This is a genomic window from Caulobacter sp. GW822-FHT07D08, from assembly GCF_058798735.1.
Genome location: NZ_JBXAKU010000004.1, coordinates 1 through 20,045, shown reverse-complemented (window position 1 = coordinate 20,045; position 20,045 = coordinate 1). Strand labels below are relative to the sequence as shown.

Sequence of the window (20,045 nt, the reverse complement as noted above, 5' to 3'; positions counted from 1 at the left end):
CGGCTGCTAATAGCCTCGCGCCCCCCCGAGTCTGCAAGCGTCAAGACGCGCTTAGCGGCGCCGGGGAGCGAATTTTCCGCGAGTTCGGACGGGTTCACCGCCCTCCGATAGACCAGAGCGAGCGCCAGAGCGACCATGAGCGATCAGCCGAACGGCCTTACCTACGCCCAGGCGGGAGTCGATATCGACGCGGGCAACGCCCTGGTGGACGCCATCAAGCCCCTGGCCAAGGCCACCCGTCGCCCCGGCGCGGAAGCCAGCCTGGGCGGTTTCGGGGCCCTGTTCGACCTCAAGGCGGCCGGCTATGACGATCCGCTGCTGGTCACCACGACCGACGGCGTCGGCACCAAGCTGCGCATCGCCATCGACGCGGGCATGCACGCCACGGTCGGCATCGACCTGGTCGCCATGTGCGTCAACGACCTGCTGGCGCAAGGCGCCGAGCCGCTGATGTTCCTGGACTATTTCGCCACCGGTAAACTGGACATCGAGGTCGCCAAGAGCGTCGTCGCCGGCATCGCCGAGGGCTGCAAGCTGGCCGGCGCGGCCCTGGTCGGCGGCGAGACCGCCGAGATGCCGGGCATGTATAGCGACGGCGAATATGACCTGGCGGGCTTCTCCGTCGGGGCCGTCGACCGCGACGACGTCCTGCCCAAGCTGGACAAGCAACGCGCCGGCGACATCATCATCGGCCTCGGCTCCTCGGGCCCGCACTCGAACGGCTATTCGCTGGTGCGCCGCGTGGTCGAGCGATCGGGCCTGGCCTGGGACGCCCCCGCGCCGTTCGAAGATGGCAAGACCCTGGCCGAGGCCCTGATGGCCCCGACCCGCATCTATGTGAAGTCGCTGCTGCCCCTGCTGCAGTCGGGTCGCGTCAAGGGCGGCGCGCACATCACCGGCGGCGGCCTGATCGAGAACCCGCCGCGCGCCATCGCCGAAGGCCTGGCGGCCGAGTTCGACTGGAACGCCTGGGCCCTGCCTCCGGTGTTCGAGTGGATGGCCAAGGTTGGCGGCGTCTCCGAGCACGAGATGCGCCGCACCTTCAACTGCGGGATCGGCTTCATCATCATCGTGGCGCAAGCCGACGCCGAGCCCGTCCTGGCCGCCCTGCTGAACGCCGGCGAGGACGCCTTCATCTGCGGCCAGCTGGTCAAGGCTTGATGCTGAAGAAGACCAAGGTCGCCGTCCTGATCTCGGGCCGGGGCTCCAACATGGAGGCCCTGGTCCGCGCCGCGAAGGCGCCGGCCTGCCCGTTCGAGATCGCCCTCGTCCTGGCCAACAAGCCGGACGCCGGCGGCCTGGCCACGGCGGCGGCCGAAGGCGTCGAGGCCCTCTGCATCGACCAGAAGCCGTTCGGCAAGGACCGCGAGGCCCACGAACGCGCCATCGACGCGGCCCTGCGCGAGCGCGGGATCGAGGTCATCGCCCTGTCCGGCTACATGCGGATCCTGACGCCGTTCCTGGTCGACGCCTGGGAAGGCCGGATGCTGAACATCCACCCCTCCCTGCTGCCGGCCTATCCGGGCCTGGACACTCACGCCCGCGCCATCGCCGCCGGCGAGGTCGAGGCGGGCTGCACCGTCCACCTGGTCACGGCCGGCGTCGACGAGGGCCCGATCCTGGGCCAGGCCCGCGTGCCGATCCTGCCCGACGACGACGACCACAGCCTGGCCGCCCGGGTGCTGGAGCAGGAACATCGGCTCTACGCCGACACCCTGGCCGCGTTCGTCACCGAGCGTCTCGCCAAGGCCTGACGCCCCCTGAGACCGCGTGTCACAGGCGGTAAAGGCTGTTGCGTCAGGACTTCGTCACCATATGGCGTCAGCATGCCGGTCATGGACGCCTGGATCGCCGATCTTTTCGAAGTCGCCGCCGACCACGCCGGTTTCGTCGGCGCGGTCCTGTTCGTCATGACCTTGCTGGAGGCCCTGCTGTTCGTGGGCCTGCTGATTCCGATCCTCGGCGTCATGCTGGCCGCGGGAGCCCTCGTGGCCCAAGGCGCGTTGCATCCGGTTGAAGCGATCCTGTGGTGCAGCGCCGGCGCGGCCGTTGGCGACGCCCTCTCCTATCTGATGGGCCGAGGCCTGGGCGGTCGCCGGGCGAGCCGCCTGCTGTTCGGGGGCAAGCGCCGCCTGCTGGCTCGCGCCAAGCTGCTGACCCGCCGCCACGGCGTGCTGGCGATCGCCGCCGCCCGCTATCTGGGGCCCGCGCGTCCTTTCATTCCAATCCTGGCCGGCATGTCGCGCACGCGCGGCTGGCGTTTCCATGTCGCCAATGTGCTGTCGGCTCCGATCTGGGTGATCTCGCTGCTCGCGCCCAGCTACCTGGCCGCGCGGAACCTGCAGATGTTCGGGAACAACTCCGCCCTGACCAGCGGCCTCGTCCTGGGCGCCCTGCTGCTGATCGGCGCCGGCGCCCTGTGGCTCAAGCAGGCCAGACGCAGCGGGGCTGTAGCCTAGTCACGCCCCTGTCGCCTCAAGATGCGGCGACGATGTCCGCGGGCGCGTCATAGTATCGGATCGATTGCTCGTCCCAGGCATAGTCGGCGCTGGCGATCTGTGCGCGATCGTAGCTTGGCGAGGCCTTGAATCGGTCCTTGGAGACATCGACCTGATACGTCTTGACCATGGGATCGTAGCGAACGATCGACCAGGGAACGGGGTGATACCTGCCCGACCCGCCCAGCAGTCCGGCGCCTTCCACCACGAGGAACTCGATCCGCCCGGTATCCAGGTCGACGAACGTCTCCGCGATGGTTCCAAGCTTGCCGCCGTGCTCACCCAGAAGGTCCTGGCCCAGGATGTCTTTGCTTCTCGTCAGGGGCATCGGGTTCTCTCTCGACCAACCGGCGTGGCTCGCCAGGAGACAAAGCGTCTGAGAACGCCAACGGTTTCGGCCGTCCCTAGAGCGCTTTAGGTTTAAGTGTGAGCGGTCAAACCGGTCGAACGCGCTCAAGATCTAAACAGGCGCTAGACCGACCGCCAGCGCCGCTCGGCCCACAGGCCGCCGGCCAGCACGACCGCCACGGCGCCCCACAGGGCGGCCGCGCCGATATGCAGATAGGTCAGCGCGCCCAGGGCCCCGCCGCCCGCCAGGCCCGTCCACAGCAGCACATAGCGCAGCCAGTCCGAGGGCTCGCCGCCGACCAGGGCCCCGGCGATGCGCTGGCCGGCCTTGACCAGGGCGCCGGTCATGTAGGTGAGGCCGACGGCCACGTCGCCGTTCCTCTGGAACACCGCGTTCTCGGCCCCCATGGCCATGGCCACGGCGGTGACGCCAGCGGTGTCGTGGCCCAGCGCCAGCAGGCCCGCGCCCAGGGCCAGCAGCGTGGCTTCCAGGATCAGGACCGGCGAGCGCCGGGTCTCACCCAGCGCCCGGGCCGTCAGCGCCCCCAGCACGACGCCGGCGACGAACGAGGCCACCAGGGTCAGCACGGTCAGCACCGCCGCCCAGTGGGCCGTCGCCAGGCCCACGCCCAGGCGCGTGGAGTTTCCGCTCATGAACGAGACGAAGAACCCGCCCAGCTTCAGGAAGCCGATCGCGTCCACATAGCCAGCCACGCCCGACAGCGTCACCGCCAAGACCACCTCGCCCCGTTCGTAGTGCTTCACCGCCAAGCTCCGCGACAAAAGAAAACGCCCGGATCGTCACCGATCCGGGCGCTTGGCGTCATCCGAAAATGACAGGCTGGATCAGCCGACGATCTGATCGTCCGTGAAGAACTGGGCGATTTCGATCGCGGCGTTCTCTTGGCTGTCCGAACCGTGGACCGAGTTTTCGCCGATCGACAGGGCGAACAGCTTGCGGATGGTGCCTTCGGCGGCGTCCTTGGGGTTGGTGGCGCCCATGACTTCGCGGTACTTGGCGACGGCGTTTTCGCCTTCCAGCACCTGGACGACGACCGGCTCGGCGGTCATCTGGCCGACGAGTTCGCCGTAGAACGGACGCTCGGCGTGGACTTCGTAGAACTTCTTGGCTTGTTCTTCGGTCAGGCGCACGCGGCGCTGAGCGACGATGCGCAGGCCAGCGGCCTCGATCACCGCGTTGATGGCGCCGGTCAGGTTACGACGGGTGGCGTCCGGCTTGATGATCGAGAAGGTGCGTTCAGTCACGGAGTGATCTCACAGAAAAGTTGTGGATTGGGAGGTTGCGGGCTTATAGCCGGGCGCCTCCTCCCCGCCAACCCCGACGCGTAACCTTCATAAAATGCTTCAGATCCGTGACCTGACCTTCAACGCCTGGGGTCGGAAGTTCTTCGACCACGCCAGCGTCAGCCTGCCGCCGGGCGCCAAGGTCGGTCTGATCGGCCGCAATGGCGTCGGCAAGTCGACTCTGTTCAAGCTGATCCTGGGCCAACTTCACGCCGGCGACGACGAGATCAGCCTGCCCAAGTCCGCGCGGATCGGCTCGGTGGACCAGGAGCACCCGGCCACGCCGTTCACCCTGCTGGATACGGTGCTGGAGGCCGACGAGGAGCGCCACGACCTGCTGACCCGGCTGGAGACGGCCGATCCCGAGGCGATGGGCGAGATCTGGGCCCGGCTGATCGAGATCGATTCCGACGCCGCCCCCGCCAAGGCCTCGGAAATCCTGGTAGGCCTCGGCTTCACGCAAGACGATTTGGCGCGGCCGATGAGCGAGTTCTCCGGCGGCTGGCGGATGCGCGTGGCCCTGGCCGCGGCGCTGTTCGCCGAGCCGGACATGCTGCTGCTGGACGAACCGACCAACTATCTCGACCTGGAAGGCGCGCTCTGGCTGGAAGCGAGGCTTCAGAAGTACCCGCACACCGCCCTGATCGTCAGCCACGACCGCGAGCTGCTCAACAACAGCTGTACGCACATGCTGCACCTGGCCGGCGGCAAGCTGGAACTCTACACCGGCGGCTACGACGACTTCGAGAAGCGCCGCGCCGAGAAGGCTCGCCTGCAACTGTCGGCCAAGGCCAAGCAGGACGCCGAGCGCGCCCACCTGCAGGCCTTCGTCGACCGCTTCAAGGCCAAGGCCTCCAAAGCGGCGCAAGCGCAGTCCCGCATGAAGCGCCTGGCCAAGATGGAGCCGGTGGCCACCACGATCGAGGAGCGCGTCGCGCCCTTCACCCTGCCCTCGCCGCCGCGCCCGCTGGCGCCGCCGCTGATCCGCCTTGAGCGGGCCAATGTCGGCTACGAGGAAGGCCGCTCGATCCTCAAGAACCTCAACCTGCGCATGGACCTGGACGACCGCATCGGCCTGCTGGGCGTCAACGGGGCGGGCAAGTCGACCTTCGCCAAGATGATCGCCGGCGCGCTGGGCGTGCAGTCGGGCGAATTCCACCGCGACCGCAAGATGAAGGTCGGCTGGTTCCACCAGCACCAGATCGAGGCGATGGACCCGGCCGACACCCCGCTGGAGATCATCCGCCGGGCCATGCCGGACGCCTCGGAAAGCTCGCGCCGCTCGAAACTGGCCCAGTTCGGCCTCGGCTTCGAGAAGCAGGAGACCACGGTCGCCAACCTGTCGGGCGGCGAGCGGGCCCGCCTGCTGCTCAACATGGTGGCGATGGACGCGCCGCACATGCTGATCCTCGACGAACCGACCAACCACCTGGACATCGACAGCCGCCGCGCCCTGCTGGACGCGCTGAACGACTATATGGGCGCGGTGATCCTGATCACCCACGACCGCTCGCTGATGGAGCTGGTCGCCGACCGCCTGTGGCTGGCCGCCGACGGCACGGTGAAACCGTTCGACGGCGACATGGACGACTACGCCAAGTTCGTGCTGGACCGCGCCAAGCAGGCCGTGAAGCCGACCCAGGTGGCCCGCGAGCCCGAGCCGGCGGCTTCCGCGCCGAAGAAGTCCGTCGCCATCGAGCCCCTGAAGCGCAAGATCGAGGCCGCCGAGCAGGTCGTCATGCGCACGACGCGGCAGGTGAACGAGCTGGAAACCCAGTTGGCCGACCCGCAGCTTTACAAGAACCCGACCAAGGTGGCCGAACTGACCAAGCGCCGCGACAACGCCAAGGCCAAGCTGGACGACGCCGAGGCGACCTGGATGACCCTGGCCGAGGAATTGGCGGCGGCGGAGGCGTGAGCTTCACCGGAGACATCGAGGGCTTAGGGTAAACCCGCGTGAACCAAGAAGTTTAGCGCTTCCGCGACACCTGTGGGCGCAGGGTGCGCGCCATGAGCACCGCCCATCCTCGCAACCATGTCGTGGCCAATCCGGAAGGTTTGTCCGCGTCCGTCGTCCTGGAAGCGTTCGCCGACTGGGTGAACGCCCGGATCGGCGAGGCCATGCGGATCGAGATGGACCTGGCGTTCCGCGACCGTCCGTTCGACATCGAGGTCGGCCGCGCGCCGCCCCTGGTCGGCTGGGAGCATAGGTTCATCCAGCCCGGCGCGGCCGCGCCGAAGGGCAAGATGTGGACCGTCTACCGTCTGCACGACCAGGAAGGCCGCCCCGCTCACCTGCCCCACTCCGGCGACATGGCCGAGGACCTGACGCCGCTGCTGGGCGAGTTGGGCTATCTGGGCGTGTTCGAGGACGGCGTGGCGATGTTCCCGGGCGTCGGCAAGCGCTAGCCGCCTATTGGTCCCAGGGCGGCGTTCCCTTGAACCTCCACGACAACCTCGTCTAGACGGTGGCGGGGATCGGTTCGCTCATGGCCTGGGCCAGGGTGGACAGCAGCGACATCACCGTCAGCGGCTTGGGCGTCGCGCCGTCGAACACCGGGTCCAGCGGTCCCGACCGCACATCGGCCGAGAAGGCGATGATCGGCGCGCCGGCGCTGGGCCCCCGCTCGGCCCGGATCCGCTGGGCGGCCGAGACCCCGTCCAGCCGCGGCATCCGTAGGTCCATCAGGATGACGTCATAGGGCGCGGCGGCGGCGGCGGCGACGCCCTCCTCGCCGTCTCGGGCCTCGGCGACCTCGACTCCGACCGCTTCCAGCACCGAGCGGACCAGTTCGCGGTTGCCGGCGTTGTCGTCGACGACCAGCACGCGGCTGCCCGGCGGCGGCAGCGGGAAGTCGTCCTCGCCCTGGCCCTCCTCGGCGAGCTGGGCGACTTGGGCCGGGATTTCGAACCAGAAGCGCGCGCCCTTGCCCTCCTCGCTCTCGACACCGATCTCGCCGCCCATCAGTTCGACCAGCCCCTTCGAGATAGCGAGGCCCAGGCCGGCGCCGCCGTGCTGGCGGTTCAGGGCCGCGTCGATCTGCGAGAAGCGGGCGAACAGCAGCGCCTGATCCTCGGCCGCCACGCCGCGCCCGGTGTCGACCACGGCGATGCGCAGCCGGTTCCCGTGGTGAACGACGGAAAGGCCGACCTTGCCCGTGTCGGTGAACTTCACGGCGTTGCCGACCAGATTGACCAGCACCTGGCGCACGCGCTCGGGGTCGATCATCACCTGGGCCGGCAACGTCGCGAGGCCGTCGGCGCCCAGGGTCAGGCCCTTGGCCATCGCTCCGGCGCTCGTCAGCTCCAGCACCTCGGCGACCAGATCGGCGACGCCGGTCGGGCGGACGTTCAGCGCGATGCGTCCGGCCTCCAGCCGCGAAAAGTCGAGGATGTCGTTGATCGTCGTCAGCAGGGTCTGTCCCCCGGCGGCGATGCGGTCGAGATAGCGCCGGGCGCGCGGCGACAGGTCGGGCTCGTCGGCCGCCAGGTTGGCGAAGCCGATCACGGCGGTCAGCGGCGTGCGCAGCTCGTGGCTCATATTGGCCAGGAACTCACCCTTCACGGCGGCGGCGGTCTCGGCCTCGGCCCGGGCGGCGCGCAGGTCCAGCTCCAGGGTCTTGCGGGCGGTGACATCGCGGATGATGTCGGTGATGCCGTTGGGAACGCCGGTCAGCGGGTCGCAGGCCAGGGTCGGCCGCGACTCCAGCCAGATCATGCCGCCGTCCTCGCGGAAGGCACGGTACTCGACCGTGGCGGCCGGCGGGGCCGAGGCGCCGTCGAGGCACTCGCGCTGGGCGCGGACCACCTCGCCGATCTTGGCAAGGTCGTCGGGGTGCAGGGTCTTCAGATAGCCCGCGCCCAGCAGGTCCTCGGGCGGATAGCCCATGATCGAACGGGCGGCCGGCGAGATGTAGGTCATCTGCCCGTGCAGGTCGCTGTGGGCGATGATGTCCAGGGCGCTCTCGGCCAGCAGGCGGAACTTGGCCTCGCTGCGTTCGGCCGCGGCGCTGGTCTCGACCAGCTCGGTTATGATCGCGCGGCGCTGGCGCTGGAAGGCGGCGACCGGCAGGGCGACGAAAGTCGAGACGGCCAGGAACAGCTGCAGCACGGCCGACTGCGTGGCCGGGCCCGACAGGATCAGGTGGATGGGTCCGTGGCCCGCGATGGTCAAGACGAGGGCGATCGCCGCCACCAGCACCACACCCAGGACCGCGCCCAGCACCTCCTGGCGCCACGCCGCCAGCAACATGACCGGCGGCACCAGGAACAGGAACGGATACTTGGTCTGGCCGAAGACGGCGGCGGTCATCAGGCCGCAGGCGACGATCGACAGCGCCCCATCGCGGGTCAGGGGGCGCTCGCGCAGATAGAATTTGGCCTTGAACAGGACCAGCAGGCAGGGGCCGACGGTCAACATGCCCAGGATGTCGTTCAGCACCCAGCCGGTGACGTTGCTCAGGAGGTCGCCGCCGCGCAGCAGCGTGTAGATCGACGACGCGGCGCCCCCCACGATCACCGGGGCCATGAACCCGCCCAGCAGGACGAAGGCCAGCATGTCGCGCGGTCGGCCCAGGTCGATCGCCTCGCCCGTCATACGGCGTACGGCGACCGCGGCCAGCAGCGCCTCGGAGATGTTCAGCGTCACCAGGATGGCGTTGATCGTCGGGCTGTCGCCCGCGTGGGCGCCGGCCGCCAGGGCGCCCAGAAGTCCGCCGGCCACCAGAGCCGGCCAGCGCCGCGAAGGCGACGACAGAAGACACGCGGCCAGGAAGCCGTTCGACAGCCAGATCGGCGAGATTTGACTATAAGCGCGGGGGATCTCGACGCAGAGATAGGCTAGGCCGGCAAAGCCAAATGCGACGCCCAAAGCGGCCAGAAGCGTGGCCGCTAAGTCATCGCGAGTCTTGGGCTCGATCGTTGGCTGGTCGACCATGCTCTGAACCGGCCGGTCAGGAATCTCCGGTGGATTCGGTTATTTCATCCGATCCGGGAAAACGCCAGAAAAGCTTGGCATAACGCGATTTCTAACCGCATTTGACCTCTTGGACGACGCCGGTGTCGGCGTTGAACAGGATGTTCAGGCGGTCGGCGCGGTAGTCCATCGTCACCGGACAGGTCGTGCACGCCACGCGCCAGCGGGAGGGGTCGACCGGAGCCGGCAGGCTGGTGCGCGACTTGCCGACGAAGGCCTGGGCCTCCTTCAGTCCGCACTGATCCTTGGCGGCCTCGGCGACCGGCGGCTTGGCGGGCAGCGCGATGGCCGGCGGCGCGGTGGGCGTGCTGGGCGGCGGCGGCGGGGCCGGCTCGGGCGCGCTGGAGCACGAGGCCAGGATCAGACCCAGGATCACCGCCGACAGTACCCGCTTCATGCCTGCTTCTCCCAACCGCGTTCGGCGCCCTGGCGCCAGTAGGACACCGGATGCCCGGCCTTCTTGAAGACGGACCAGCGTCCGCGCGCCATGGCCAGCGCCTGATCATCCCGGCCGTCGAACAGCAGGATGCAGCGCGACACCCCGGTCAGATCGCCCGGCTCGGCGCCGTCGATCAGGAACAGCGCGTCACCGGCGTTCGGGTTGCCGTCCTCGGCGGTCAGCAGCACCGGCTGGCGCTCGGCCATCGGCTCGCTGGCCAGGCCGTGCGGCAGGAAGCTGTCCTCGCGCCAGGTCCAGAGGTGCTGGTCCAGCGCCTCGATGCGCCGAGGATCTCCGCCGCGCACCAGCGCCTTCCAGCCCCTGCCCAGCGTCTTTTCCAGAAGCTCGGGCAGCACCGCCTCGAGCGGCGAGCGCTCCAGGTGGTAGAACCAGACCTCGCAGGGGTTAGCGGTCATCAAATTTCCCTGTCATCCCGGGCGAAGCGTAGCGAAGACCCGGGACCACCACAAACTCAGCGCTTCCCCTGGTCCCGGCTCGGCGCGCTATGCGCTTGGCCGGGATGACAGCTTTCGCGGATCAGCCTTCGTAGGCGTCGGCGACGAGGCGGTTGAGCAGGCGAACGCCGTAGCCGGCCGCGCCGTCCGGCACGGTCGGGTCGGTCGAGGGCTTCTTCCAGGCGACCGAGGCGATGTCCAGGTGCGCCCACGGCACGCCGTTGACGAACTTCTGCAGGAACAGGCCCGCCGTGATCGAGCCGGCCGGACGGCCGCCGATGTTCTTCATGTCGGCGATCGGGCTTTCGATCTGCTTCTCGTAGGCGGCCGGCAGCGGCAGGCGCCACAGGCTCTCGCGCTCGGCCTTGCCGGCGGCAAGGAGTTTTTCCGACAAACCATCGTTATTGCTGAACAAACCGGCGTAGTCATGACCCAGCGAGATGATGATCGCCCCGGTCAGGGTGGCCAGGTCGATCATGAACTGCGGCTTGAAGCGGTCCTGGCAGTACCAGAGGGCGTCGGCCAGCACGAGGCGGCCTTCGGCGTCGGTGTTGATGACCTCGATCGTCTGCCCCGACATCGAGGTGACCACGTCCCCGGGACGCTGGGCGTTACCGTCCGGCATGTTCTCGACGAGACCGAGAATACCGATGGCGTTGACCTTGGCCTTGCGGCCGGCCAGGGCGTGCATGACGCCGGTCACGGCGGCCGCGCCGCCCATGTCCCACTTCATGTCTTCCATGCCGTCGGCCGGCTTGATCGAGATGCCGCCGGTGTCGAAGGTGACGCCCTTGCCGACGAAGGCGATCGGCTGGGCCGATTTGTCGGCCGCGCCCGTCCACTTCATGATGACCAGCTGGCTCTCGCGGCGGCTGCCCTGGCCGACGCCCAGCAGGCTGCCCATCCCCAGCTCGGCCATCTGGGCCTCGCCGAGAACCTCGACCTCCAGGCCCAGGCTCTCCAGGCTCTTGGCGCGGGCGGCGAACTCTTCCGGATGCAGGATGTTGGCCGGCTCGGAAACGAGGTCGCGGCTGAAGACGATGGCGTCGGCCAGGGCGGCCAGCGGCTCGTAGGCCTTCTGGGCCTTGACCGGGTCGGCGGCGGCGACCTTCACCACCTGGACCGAGGGCTTCTTGTCGGCCTTCTCGGTGGTGCGGTACTTGTCGAAGCGATAAGCGGCCAGGCGCGCGCCGAAGGCGGCGCGGGCGGCGCTCTCGGCGTCGGCGCCCAGCTTCAGGACCAGCTCGGTGACGCCCGTGGTCTTGATGGCCTGATAGGCCGAGGCGGCGGCGGTCTCGACCGCTTCCGGCTCCACCGCGCCCGAACCGTCGACGCCGACCAGCACCAGGCGGGCGGCTTCCAGGCCATGGGGCGCGACGACGTCCAGCGTCTGGCCCTTGGCGCCGGTGAAGCGGCCGCCGGCGATGGCGCGCGCCAGGGCGCCGCCGGTCGACTCGTTGGCGGCCTTGGCCTCCGGCGACAGGGCCGCGCCCTCATGGGCCAGGACCGCGAGGGCGGCCGTGGCGCCGGCCTGGGTGTCGACGGGGACGAACTCGATACGCATGCCGCGCTCCTGCATTTGGGCGACTTCTAGGTGGCGCGTCACGACGCGCCGCCACTCAATCTTGAACTAGGCGGCATAGTCCAATGCCGCGCCATAGAAAAGGCTCCGTTGGGCCGCACTCGGCACAGCTAAGTCAGGTCCCCCGTTGTGTCGACGCGAAGCCCCCGTGTAGAACGACCCATCTTCGGGGTTCGTCCCACGAATCCATCCGCCCGAACCCCCACTCGATGCGCCTCATAGAACGCTATCTCTTCCGGCAGTTGCTAGGCCCGACGCTGCTGGCGACGGCGGCCCTGGTGGCGCTCGCGCTGTTGGCGCGCAGCCTGTCGGAGTTCGACGTGCTGGTGGAACAGCGCCAGAGCGCGCTGGTGTTCCTGAAGATCATCGTCCTGGCCCTGCCCCAGCTTCTCGGCATCATGATGCCGCTGGCCCTGTTCGTGGCCGCGCTGGTGGCGCTGAACCGTCTGCATACCGAGCAGGAAATCGTCGTCTGCTTCGCCGGCGGCATGAGCCGCTGGAGCGTCATCTCGCCGGCCATGCGCCTGGCGGTGATCGCGGCCCTGGTGTCGCTGGTCTCGGGCCTGTGGCTGCAGCCCTGGAGCGCCCGCCAGATCCGCGAGACGTCCTTCGACATCAAGACCGACGTCGCCTCGACGCTGGTTCAGCCAGGCCAGTTCACCGAACCGGGTCCGGGCCTGACGGTCTATGCGCAGTCGATCGACCGCGACAACAAGATCCAGAACCTGTTCATCCACCAGGACACGGCCAACGGCGGCGCCTCGACCTATTCGTCACGTGAGGCCGAGATCGCCACCCGCCGGGGCGAGCCGGTGCTGATCATGCGCCATGGCTCCAACCAGCAGTTCTCGCGCCAGGGCGTGCTGCAATACACCTCGTTCGACGAGTACACCTTCGACCTGTCCAGCCTGTCGCACACCGACGAGCTGCTGCACTACAAGATCGCCGACCGCTATCCGCACGAGCTGTTCTTCCCCGACCTGACCCAGGACTGGGAGCAGCGGAACAAGGGCAAGCTGCTGGCGGAAGGTCATTCGCGGTTCGCCGCCCCGCTCTACAACATCGCGCTGATGACCATGGCCCTGGCGGCCGTGCTGGGCGGCTCGTTCAGCCGCATGGGCTATGGCAAGCGGATGGCCGCCGTCGGCGCCGCCGCCGCGGTGGTCCGCATCGTCGGCTTCGGCGTGCAGGCCGCTTGCGAGGACAACGCCTGGCTGAACGTCCTGCAGTACATGGCGCCGCTGGCCGCCACGTGGTGGGGCCTGTCGCAGGTCTTCCGCCAGAAGGTCTCGCCGCGCCGCGCCGCCCGGATGGCCAAGGCCGCCCCCGCCCTGTCGGGAGCCGCGTGATGCTGACCATGGGCATGCTGGAACGCTACGTCCTCAAGCGCACCATGAGCGCCCTGGTGGCGGCCCTGGCCGTGCTGGGCGCGATGGTGATGCTGATCGCCTTCGTCGACATCGCCCGCAACGTCGGCACGCGGGCGGACGCCAGTTTTTTCCAGCTTCTGTATCTGACCTTCCTGCAGGCTCCCGCCACCATCCTGGTGCTGGCCCCGTTCGTCTTCCTGTTCGGCACCATGTGGGCCTTCGTCGAGCTGAACCGGCGCAGCGAGCTGATCGCCATGCGCGCCGCCGGGGTCTCGGCCTGGCGGTTCATCATGCCCGCCGCGATGGCCTCGTTCTTCATCGGCCTGCTGAGCATCACCCTGCTCAACCCGCTGACCACGGCCATGACCGCCAAGTTCGAGACCGAGCGCGATCGGGTCATGAACGGCTACCTGAAAGAGGCCCCCAAGGGCACCTGGCTGCGTCAGGGCGACGACAAGACCCAGATCGTCATCCGCGCCCGGGACCGGGACCTGATCGACGGCTCGGTGCGCCTGCGGGGCGTGTCGCTGTTCGTCTACACCCTGAACAACAAGGGCGTGATGGACTTCACCCGCCGCATCGAGGCCAACGAGGCGCGGCTTGAGCCGGGCTTCTGGCGCCTGACCGGCGTGCGCGAGGCCACGCCCGGCGCCGGGGCGATCCGCTCCGACAGCCTGTCGATCCCCTCCAATCTCGACGACCGCACCGCCTCGGAGCGCTTCAATACGCCCCAGGCCGTGGCCCTGTGGCGGCTGCCCGCGACGATCCAGCGTACCGAGGACGCCGGCTTTTCGGCCGCGCCGTTCAAGCTGCGGCTGCAGCAGGACCTGGCCACGCCGATCCTGTTCGCCGCCATGTCGGTGCTGGCGGCGGCCTTTTCGCTGCGCCTGATGCGGCTTGGCGGCCTGGCCGCCCTGGCCGGTTCTGGCGTCGCGCTGGGCTTTGGGTTCTTTTTCTTCAACGAGCTATGCAGCACCTTGGGCAAGGCCGACGTTCTGGCCCCGTTCATCGCCGCATGGACACCGCCAACCGTCGCGCTTTTGGCGGGCTTCACTTTGCTTTGCTATACGGAAGATGGGTGAGTCATTGCTGCCAGGGTCATTCATGACTGAAACGCGTCCCAGCGTCCCGTCCGCCTGCCGCGCGCTGCTGTTCAGCGGCGCGGCCTGGCTGGCGTTCGCCTGCGCGGGCGCGGCCCACGCTCAGCAAAGCCTGGCCACGATCCCGCCGACGCCGGTGGTTCCCGCCGCCCCTTCCGACGGCCTGACGGACGAGGGCTATTACCTCGAATCCGACCTGCTGATCCGGGACGACGTCAACCAGATCATGACGGCGCGCGGCAAGGTGCAGAGCCGCTATCAGGGCCGCACGCTGCGCGCCGACGAGGTGATCTACAACGCCAAGACCGGCGAGATCACGGCCAACGGCCACGTCCAGCTGATCAATCCGGACGGCACCGCCGAGTTCGCCGACCACATGGAAGTCGACAAGGACATGAAGGCGGGCTTCGCCCAGAACTTCGCGGCCCGTCTCGACCAGAACATGAAGATCGCGTCGGTCACGGCCGTGCGGCGCAACGCCAACATTCAGGAACTGAACCGGGCGATCTACACGCCCTGCGAGGTCTGCGCCGAAAAGCCGACGCCGACCTGGTCGGTCTCGGCCGACAAGATCGTGCAGGATAAGCAGAAGCAGCTGATCTACTACAAGAACGCCACCATCCGTCTGTGGGGCGCGCCGATCCTGTACATGCCGCTGTTCTGGCATCCGGATCCGCAGGCCAAGCGCAGCTCGGGCTTCCTGGCGCCGAAGATCGACTTCTCCAAGGGCCGGGGCACCTCGTACAACCAGCCCTACTATTACGTGATCTCACCGTCGTCGGACGTGATCATCGCCCCGCAGATCAGCACGGGCGTCAATCCGTTCCTGAACGTGAACTACCGCAAGCGCTTCTACTCGGGGGCGATCGAGGCGCGCGGCGGCTTCACCTACGACAAGGATTTCGACATCCACGGCGACCGATTCGGTCAGTCGACCGCCCGCAGCTACATCCTGGCCAACGGCAAGTTCGACATCAACGAGAAGTGGAAGTGGGGCTTCACGGCCGAGCGCGTCTCCGACGCCCTGCTGTTCGACAAGTACAAGATCAACGACGTCTATGTGCAGCGCGGCCTGTTCACGAGCGACGACCACCGTCTGACCTCGCAGATCTACGCCACCCGCCAGGACGCCCGGTCGTGGTTCTCGGTGACGGCCGTCTCGATCCAGGGCCTGCGCGTCGTTGGCATCAATCCGACGACCAACTCGGCAAACGCCTTCGAGAACAGCGGCGCCTTCCCGTTGATCGGCCCGCTGGTCGAAGCCCGCTGGGAACCCGACACCCCGGTCCTGGGCGGTCGTCTGCGCCTGCAAGGCTCGGGCGTCATGCTCAACCGCTCGGAGTCGCAATACGGCGAACCGCCCTACTACCTGCCCGACTACAAGGGCCAGAACGGTGTCGATTCCAGCCGCGCCAGCTTCAAGGCCGACTGGCGCACCAGCACCATCGTCGGCAACGGCCTGAAGATCTCGCCCTTCGCCCAGGCCCGCGGCGACGCCTATTCGATCAAATCGTACATCACGCCGGCCGCGGCGGCCTTGGGCGACAGCGACAACGACACCTACACCCGCGCCCTCGGCGTGGGCGGCGTGGACCTGAGCCTGCCGTTCTACAAGCCGCTGAAGAACGGCGGCAACGTCGTGCTGGAGCCCCTGGCTCAGGTGGCCGTGGGTTCGGACAGTTCGCGCGTGCCCACCATCGTGGCCCGCAACGGGACCACGACCTACCTCTACAACGAGGACAGCGCGACGCTGGAGTTCGACGAAACCAACCTTTTCTCGGCCAACAAGTCGCCGGGCTTCGACCTCTATGAGGGCGGCCAGCGCCTGAACCTCGGCGGCCGCGCCACCTACACCCTGCCGGGCGGCCGCAGCGGCAGCATCCTGGTCGGCCGCAGCTTCCGCTCCGAGTTCGATCCGCTGATCCCGACCCGCACCGGCCTGCAGAGCAAGTCGTCCGACTGGATCGTGGCCGCGACGGTCACGCCGGTCCGCGGCATCACGGCCTTCGCCCGCACGCGCCTCGACTCGGACACCCAGGAGATCAAGCGCCTGGAGACCGGCGTCGACGCCTTCACCACCCGTGGCTACGCCTCGGTCCGCTACCTGAAGGACGAGCTCGATTCCAACGGCAGCCGCCAGGAGAGCTTCGAGGCCCGTGGCGAGCTGAAGCTGACCAAGCACTGGTCGGTGACCACCTACGGCGCGCGCGACATGGTCGCCGACGTCTGGCGCCGCCGCGACCTGGGCGTCGCCTACCAGGACGACTGCATCCGCATCGACGTGATCTACCAGCAGCAGGACCGCTACGCCTCGACGGCCACCGGTCTGCGCCTGCAGCCTGACCATACGATCGTGTTCAGCCTTTCGTTCGCCACATTGGGCGCAGCAGGATACGTCTCCAAATGAGTGAACACGTCTTGGGGGGGCGTGCCGCGTCCGCGCGCGTCCGCCCGGTGTGTCTCGGGGGCGACGACCGCTTGGTCGACCAGGGGGAAACGTCAGATTTGGCGTTCGTCACTTCGGAAAACATGCTAACCGACCGCGCCCGCCGGGTGCGGCCAGGGACTAGAGGAACGACACTATCCATGCGGTCTGCGCGTAGCGTCACGACTTTCGCGGCCGGCGCCGCGTCCATTCTCGCCCTGACCGTGGCGAGCCTCGGCCTGCCCGCGCAAGCTCTTCAGGCGCAAGAGGCGGCTCCGCCTCAGGTCGCGGCCCCGCCGGCTCCGGCCGCCGCGCCGCCGGCGCCCGCCAACCCGCTTTCGGAAAGCGTGGCGGCGGTCGTCAACGACGAGATCGTCTCCAGCTATGACCTGATGCAGCGCATGCGCCTGCTGATGGCCACCTCGGGCATGCAGGCCACCCCGGAGAACCTGCCGCAGATCGAGCAGGAAGCCCTGCGCTCGCTGATCGACGAGCACCTGCAGATGCAGGAGCTCAAGCGCGTCGAGAAGCAGCAGAAGATCACGATCATCTCGACCGACAAGGAAGTCGACGAGCAGATCGGCGACATCGCCCAGTCCAACAAGATGACCGCCGAGCAGCTGAAGCAGTCGCTGGTCCAGCAAGGTATCGGCCTGGACACTTGGCGCGCCCAGCTGCGCGCCGACTCTTCGTGGCAGGGCTGGATCCAGGGCCGCTACGGTTCGCGCCTGCGCATCGGCGAAGACCAGATCAAGGCTTATCAGCGCCGCCTGGCCGACGCGGCGGCCAAGCCGCAGTACCAGGTCAGCGAGGTGTTCCTCGACGCCGCCCGCGTCGGCGGCATGGAGGTAGCCACCAACGGCGCCGCCCAGCTGATCAACCAGATGCAGCAAGGCGCGCCCTTCGCCGCCGTCGCCCGCCAGTTCTCGGGTTCGGCCACGGCCGCCAACGGCGGCGACGTGGGCTGGGTCAGCCCGGGCGAGATGCCGCCGGAAGTCGACGCCGCGCTCGAAGAACTGCGCCCCGGCCAGCTGTCCAAGCCGATCGCGGTCAAGGACGGCGTCTATATCGTCTATCTGCGCGACAAGCGCGCCGGCTCGAAGACCGCGATCGTCGACCTCAAGCAGGTCGCCGCCCCGCTGGCCGCCGACGCCACCGAGGCCCAGGTCGCCGCGGCCACCAAGCTGCTGACCGACCTGAAGCCCAAGATCGCCAACTGCACGAGCCTGGAAGCCACCGCCGGCAAGGTGGACGGCCTGGTCGCCGGCGACCTCGGCGAGGCCGAGATCACCGACCTGGCCCCCGCCTTCCAGGAAGCGGCCAACAAGCTGGACGTCGGCCAGATCTCGGATCCGATCCGCACCGACGCCGGCATGCACCTGATCGCGGTCTGCGGTAAGCGCCAGGGCGGCGCCAACGCCCCGTCGCACGACCAGATCGAGAACCGCCTGCGCGGCCAGCAGCTGGCGCTGATCTCCAAGCGCTACCTGCGCGACCTGCGCAACCAGGCGACCATCGAGACCCGATAGGCCAGAACCCAGTGACACTCCGCCCGCTCGCCCTCAGCGCTGGTGATCCCGCCGGCGTCGGCGCGGAGATCATCGCCAAGGCCTGGGCCGCCCTGCGCCAGGACGGCCCCGCCTTCGTGGTGGTGGGCGACGCCCAACTGCTGGCCTCGGCCGGCGGCGGGGTGAAGGTCCGCGCCGTGACGGGTCCCCACGAGGCCGCCGGCGTCTTCGCGCAAGCCCTGCCGGTCATCGACATCCCCCTGCTCTCCCCGGTCGTCTCGGGCCAGCCCTCGCCGACCTATGCGCCGCAGGTGATCCGCTGGATCGAGACCGGCGTGGGCCTGGCCTTGTCCGGCGCCGTCTCGGGCCTGGTCACCGCGCCGATCGCCAAGGCCCCGCTCTACGAGGCCGGCTTCAAGTTCCCCGGCCACACCGAGTTCCTGGCCGAGCTGACCGCCGCGGCGACCTTCGACGGCGCGCGCGGCCCGGTGATGATGCTGGCCGCCGGCGACCTGCGGGCGACGCTGGTGACCATCCACACCGCCATCGCCAAGGTCCCGGCCGCCCTGACCGTCGAGAGCATCGTCAACAGCGGCCTCGTCACCGCCCAGGCCCTGCGCCAGGACTTCGGCGTCGAGCGGCCCCGCCTGGCCGTCGCCGCCCTGAACCCGCACGCCGGCGAAGGCGGAGCCCTGGGCCGCGAGGAGATCGAGATCATCGCCCCGGCCGTCCGCGCCCTGAAGGACCAGGGCGTCGACGCCTTCGGTCCGGCCCCGGCCGACACCCTGTTCCATCCGGAAGCCCGCGTCCGTTACGACGGCGTGCTGTGCATGTATCACGACCAGGCCCTGATCCCGGTCAAGATGCTGGACTTCTGGGGCGGCGTGAACATCACCCTGGGGTTGCCGATCGTACGCACCTCGCCCGACCACGGCACCGGCTTCGACATCGCTGGACGCGGCCTCGCCCGTCCCGATAGCCTGATCGCCGCCATCAGGCTGGCGGCCGACATCGCCGCCCGCCGCGGCGGCTGAAAGATAGAGACGATGAGCCTGGCCGACCTGCCGCCCCTGCGCGAGGCCCTGGAGCGCCATGACCTGCTGGCGCGCAAGAGCTTCGGCCAGCACTTCCTGCTGGACCTGAACATCACCCGCAAGATCGCCCGCCTGGCGCAAGTCGGCGAAGGGGATGTCGTGGTCGAGGTCGGTCCGGGCCCCGGCGGCCTGACCCGCGCCCTGCTGGAGACTGGCGCCAGGGTCGTGGCCATCGAGAAGGACAGCCGCTTCCTGCCCCTGCTGTCCGACCTCGCCGAGGTCGCCGACGGCCGCCTGGAGCTGGTCGAGGGCGACGCCCTGAAGGTCGACGCGCTGAAGGCCGCCGGCGGGCCGGCCCACGTCGTCTCCAACCTCCCCTACAACGTCGGCACCCAGCTTCTGATCAACTGGCTCACGGGGCCCTTCAAGCCGCTGTCGATGACCCTGATGTTCCAGAAGGAAGTCGCCGACCGCATCGTCGCGCATACCGACGACGACGCTTACGGCCGCCTGGCCGTGATCTCCCAGGTGCTGTGCGACGCCAAGACGGTCATGGACCTGCCCGCCAAGGCCTTCACACCGCCGCCCAAGGTCGCCTCGGCCGTGGTTCGCCTTGTGCCCAAGGCGGACCCGCCGCCGGCCGACCTGATCGCCGCCCTCGAACGCGTCACCGCCGCCGCCTTCGGTCAACGCCGCAAGATGCTACGCTCCAGCCTCAAGGGGCTGGGCGGCGGCGAGCTGTGCGAAAAGGCCGGCATCAGCCCCGACGCCCGCGCGGAGGTCATCGACCTGGCCGGCTTCCTGGCGCTGGCGCGGGCGAGCCTGAGCCAAGCTTCAGCTTAGAGCGTGCTTGGGTTTGATTGAATCGCGGGATTCCGATTTTGGGCGGATCGTGATTCAAGATGCGAGCTGGGTGGAGGCCAGCTCGGATGGTTCGACCTTACTCGATGGACTTGCGAGAGCGTCTAGTGGCGGCGGTGGAGGCTGGCGAGAGCCGGCGTTCGGC

General features: G+C 68.6%; 19 protein-coding genes. 12 read left to right on the top strand and 7 right to left on the bottom strand.

Going from position 1 to position 20,045, the window contains the following annotated elements; genetic code table 11:
- The first annotated feature begins 135 nt into the window (after positions 1-135).
- The 3 genes from purM to AC1RJ9_RS08900 all read left to right on the top strand — a co-directional run bounded on the left by purM (position 136) and on the right by AC1RJ9_RS08900 (position 2,459).
- Positions 136-1,161 carry a phosphoribosylformylglycinamidine cyclo-ligase gene (gene purM, locus AC1RJ9_RS08910; protein ID WP_492838671.1) on the top strand — a complete coding sequence of 342 codons (1,026 nt, stop codon included), beginning with the start codon at positions 136-138 and terminating at the stop codon, positions 1,159-1,161.
- A complete protein-coding gene (purN, locus tag AC1RJ9_RS08905) occupies positions 1,161-1,754 on the top strand; it encodes a phosphoribosylglycinamide formyltransferase (RefSeq protein WP_492838673.1) in 594 nt (197 codons plus the stop codon). The genes purM and purN overlap by 1 nt, the downstream gene beginning before the upstream one ends.
- Positions 1,755-1,826: 72 nt before the next feature.
- Entirely contained in the window at positions 1,827-2,459 is a 633-nt protein-coding gene (locus tag AC1RJ9_RS08900; RefSeq protein ID WP_492838675.1) for a DedA family protein, read from the top strand.
- A 16-nt stretch (positions 2,460-2,475) separates the two neighbouring features.
- On the opposite strand, the gene AC1RJ9_RS08895 is transcribed toward AC1RJ9_RS08900, so the two are convergent.
- Both AC1RJ9_RS08895 and AC1RJ9_RS08890 read right to left on the bottom strand, forming a co-directional pair.
- On the bottom strand, positions 2,476-2,826 hold the full coding sequence (locus AC1RJ9_RS08895) for a PRC-barrel domain-containing protein (RefSeq protein WP_492838677.1): 351 nt from the start codon (positions 2,824-2,826) through the stop codon (positions 2,476-2,478).
- A gap of 143 nt (positions 2,827-2,969) precedes the next feature.
- Complete coding sequence (locus AC1RJ9_RS08890) at positions 2,970-3,560, bottom strand: YoaK family protein (protein WP_492838679.1); 591 nt, start codon at positions 3,558-3,560, stop codon at positions 2,970-2,972.
- Between AC1RJ9_RS08890 and AC1RJ9_RS08885 the strand changes: the two genes are divergently transcribed.
- Positions 3,453-3,683 (top strand): hypothetical protein, encoded by a 231-nt coding sequence (locus AC1RJ9_RS08885; RefSeq protein ID WP_492838681.1) that lies wholly within the window; start codon positions 3,453-3,455, stop codon positions 3,681-3,683. The genes AC1RJ9_RS08890 and AC1RJ9_RS08885 overlap by 108 nt on opposite strands.
- A gap of 9 nt (positions 3,684-3,692) precedes the next feature.
- On the opposite strand, the gene ndk is transcribed toward AC1RJ9_RS08885, so the two are convergent.
- Positions 3,693-4,112 carry a nucleoside-diphosphate kinase gene (gene ndk / locus AC1RJ9_RS08880; RefSeq protein ID WP_492838683.1) on the bottom strand — a complete coding sequence of 140 codons (420 nt, stop codon included), beginning with the start codon at positions 4,110-4,112 and terminating at the stop codon, positions 3,693-3,695.
- Between the two features lie 94 nt (positions 4,113-4,206).
- On the opposite strand from ndk, the gene AC1RJ9_RS08875 reads away from it, so the two are divergent.
- Together AC1RJ9_RS08875 and AC1RJ9_RS08870 are read left to right on the top strand one after the other, a co-directional pair.
- Positions 4,207-6,069, top strand: a complete 1,863-nt coding sequence (locus AC1RJ9_RS08875) for an ABC-F family ATP-binding cassette domain-containing protein (protein ID WP_492838685.1) — start codon at positions 4,207-4,209, stop codon at positions 6,067-6,069.
- A 92-nt stretch (positions 6,070-6,161) separates the two neighbouring features.
- Complete coding sequence (locus tag AC1RJ9_RS08870; protein WP_492838687.1) at positions 6,162-6,560, top strand: hypothetical protein; 399 nt, start codon at positions 6,162-6,164, stop codon at positions 6,558-6,560.
- 52 nt (positions 6,561-6,612) lie between these two features.
- Here AC1RJ9_RS08870 and AC1RJ9_RS08865 read toward each other — a convergent pair whose 3' ends face one another.
- The 4 genes from AC1RJ9_RS08865 to AC1RJ9_RS08850 all read right to left on the bottom strand — a co-directional run bounded on the left by AC1RJ9_RS08865 (position 6,613) and on the right by AC1RJ9_RS08850 (position 11,584).
- A complete protein-coding gene (locus AC1RJ9_RS08865; RefSeq protein ID WP_492838689.1) occupies positions 6,613-9,087 on the bottom strand; it encodes an MASE1 domain-containing protein in 2,475 nt (824 codons plus the stop codon).
- Positions 9,088-9,178: 91 nt separating this feature from the next.
- The gene (locus AC1RJ9_RS08860; protein WP_492838691.1) at positions 9,179-9,523 is read right to left on the bottom strand and encodes a peptidase inhibitor I78; all 345 of its coding nucleotides are present in this window, start codon (positions 9,521-9,523) and stop codon (positions 9,179-9,181) included.
- Complete coding sequence (locus AC1RJ9_RS08855; protein ID WP_492838693.1) at positions 9,520-9,981, bottom strand: DNA polymerase III subunit chi; 462 nt, start codon at positions 9,979-9,981, stop codon at positions 9,520-9,522. Before AC1RJ9_RS08855 ends, AC1RJ9_RS08860 begins: the two co-directional genes overlap by 4 nt.
- Before the next feature lie 121 nt (positions 9,982-10,102).
- Positions 10,103-11,584, bottom strand: coding sequence for a leucyl aminopeptidase (locus tag AC1RJ9_RS08850; protein ID WP_492838695.1), 1,482 nt, complete (start codon positions 11,582-11,584; stop codon positions 10,103-10,105).
- 227 nt (positions 11,585-11,811) lie between these two features.
- Between AC1RJ9_RS08850 and lptF the strand changes: the two genes are divergently transcribed.
- From lptF to rsmA, 6 genes are all read left to right on the top strand, one after another.
- Positions 11,812-12,951, top strand: a complete 1,140-nt coding sequence (gene lptF, locus AC1RJ9_RS08845; RefSeq protein ID WP_492838697.1) for an LPS export ABC transporter permease LptF — start codon at positions 11,812-11,814, stop codon at positions 12,949-12,951.
- Entirely contained in the window at positions 12,948-14,054 is a 1,107-nt protein-coding gene (lptG, locus tag AC1RJ9_RS08840) for an LPS export ABC transporter permease LptG (protein WP_492838699.1), read from the top strand. Before lptF ends, lptG begins: the two co-directional genes overlap by 4 nt.
- The gene (locus AC1RJ9_RS08835) at positions 14,047-16,479 is read left to right on the top strand and encodes an LPS-assembly protein LptD (protein ID WP_492838701.1); all 2,433 of its coding nucleotides are present in this window, start codon (positions 14,047-14,049) and stop codon (positions 16,477-16,479) included. Before lptG ends, AC1RJ9_RS08835 begins: the two co-directional genes overlap by 8 nt.
- A 179-nt stretch (positions 16,480-16,658) precedes the next feature.
- Positions 16,659-18,026: a peptidylprolyl isomerase gene (locus tag AC1RJ9_RS08830; RefSeq protein ID WP_492838703.1), complete on the top strand. Its 1,368-nt coding sequence runs from the start codon at positions 16,659-16,661 to the stop codon at positions 18,024-18,026.
- A gap of 11 nt (positions 18,027-18,037) precedes the next feature.
- Positions 18,038-19,039: a 4-hydroxythreonine-4-phosphate dehydrogenase PdxA gene (pdxA, locus tag AC1RJ9_RS08825; RefSeq protein WP_492838705.1), complete on the top strand. Its 1,002-nt coding sequence runs from the start codon at positions 18,038-18,040 to the stop codon at positions 19,037-19,039.
- Between the two features lie 12 nt (positions 19,040-19,051).
- Positions 19,052-19,882 (top strand): 16S rRNA (adenine(1518)-N(6)/adenine(1519)-N(6))-dimethyltransferase RsmA, encoded by an 831-nt coding sequence (gene rsmA / locus AC1RJ9_RS08820; protein WP_492838707.1) that lies wholly within the window; start codon positions 19,052-19,054, stop codon positions 19,880-19,882.
- The last annotated feature ends 163 nt before the right edge of the window (positions 19,883-20,045 follow it).

Bases quoted from the DNA above. Each gene is read 5' to 3' on its own strand.
- purM (WP_492838671.1), top strand. From the start codon at position 136: ATGAGCGATCAGCCGAACGGCCTTACCTACGCCCAGGCGGGAGTCGAT.
- purN (WP_492838673.1), top strand. From the start codon at position 1,161: ATGCTGAAGAAGACCAAGGTCGCCGTCCTGATCTCGGGCCGGGGCTCC.
- AC1RJ9_RS08900 (WP_492838675.1), top strand. From the start codon at position 1,827: ATGCCGGTCATGGACGCCTGGATCGCCGATCTTTTCGAAGTCGCCGCC.
- AC1RJ9_RS08895 (WP_492838677.1), bottom strand. From the start codon at position 2,826: ATGCCCCTGACGAGAAGCAAAGACATCCTGGGCCAGGACCTTCTGGGT.
- AC1RJ9_RS08875 (WP_492838685.1), top strand. From the start codon at position 4,207: ATGCTTCAGATCCGTGACCTGACCTTCAACGCCTGGGGTCGGAAGTTC.
- AC1RJ9_RS08870 (WP_492838687.1), top strand. From the start codon at position 6,162: ATGAGCACCGCCCATCCTCGCAACCATGTCGTGGCCAATCCGGAAGGT.
- AC1RJ9_RS08865 (WP_492838689.1), bottom strand. From the start codon at position 9,087: ATGGTCGACCAGCCAACGATCGAGCCCAAGACTCGCGATGACTTAGCG.
- AC1RJ9_RS08860 (WP_492838691.1), bottom strand. From the start codon at position 9,523: ATGAAGCGGGTACTGTCGGCGGTGATCCTGGGTCTGATCCTGGCCTCG.
- AC1RJ9_RS08855 (WP_492838693.1), bottom strand. From the start codon at position 9,981: ATGACCGCTAACCCCTGCGAGGTCTGGTTCTACCACCTGGAGCGCTCG.
- AC1RJ9_RS08850 (WP_492838695.1), bottom strand. From the start codon at position 11,584: ATGCGTATCGAGTTCGTCCCCGTCGACACCCAGGCCGGCGCCACGGCC.
- lptF (WP_492838697.1), top strand. From the start codon at position 11,812: ATGCGCCTCATAGAACGCTATCTCTTCCGGCAGTTGCTAGGCCCGACG.
- AC1RJ9_RS08835 (WP_492838701.1), top strand. From the start codon at position 14,047: ATGGGTGAGTCATTGCTGCCAGGGTCATTCATGACTGAAACGCGTCCC.
- AC1RJ9_RS08830 (WP_492838703.1), top strand. From the start codon at position 16,659: ATGCGGTCTGCGCGTAGCGTCACGACTTTCGCGGCCGGCGCCGCGTCC.
- rsmA (WP_492838707.1), top strand. From the start codon at position 19,052: ATGAGCCTGGCCGACCTGCCGCCCCTGCGCGAGGCCCTGGAGCGCCAT.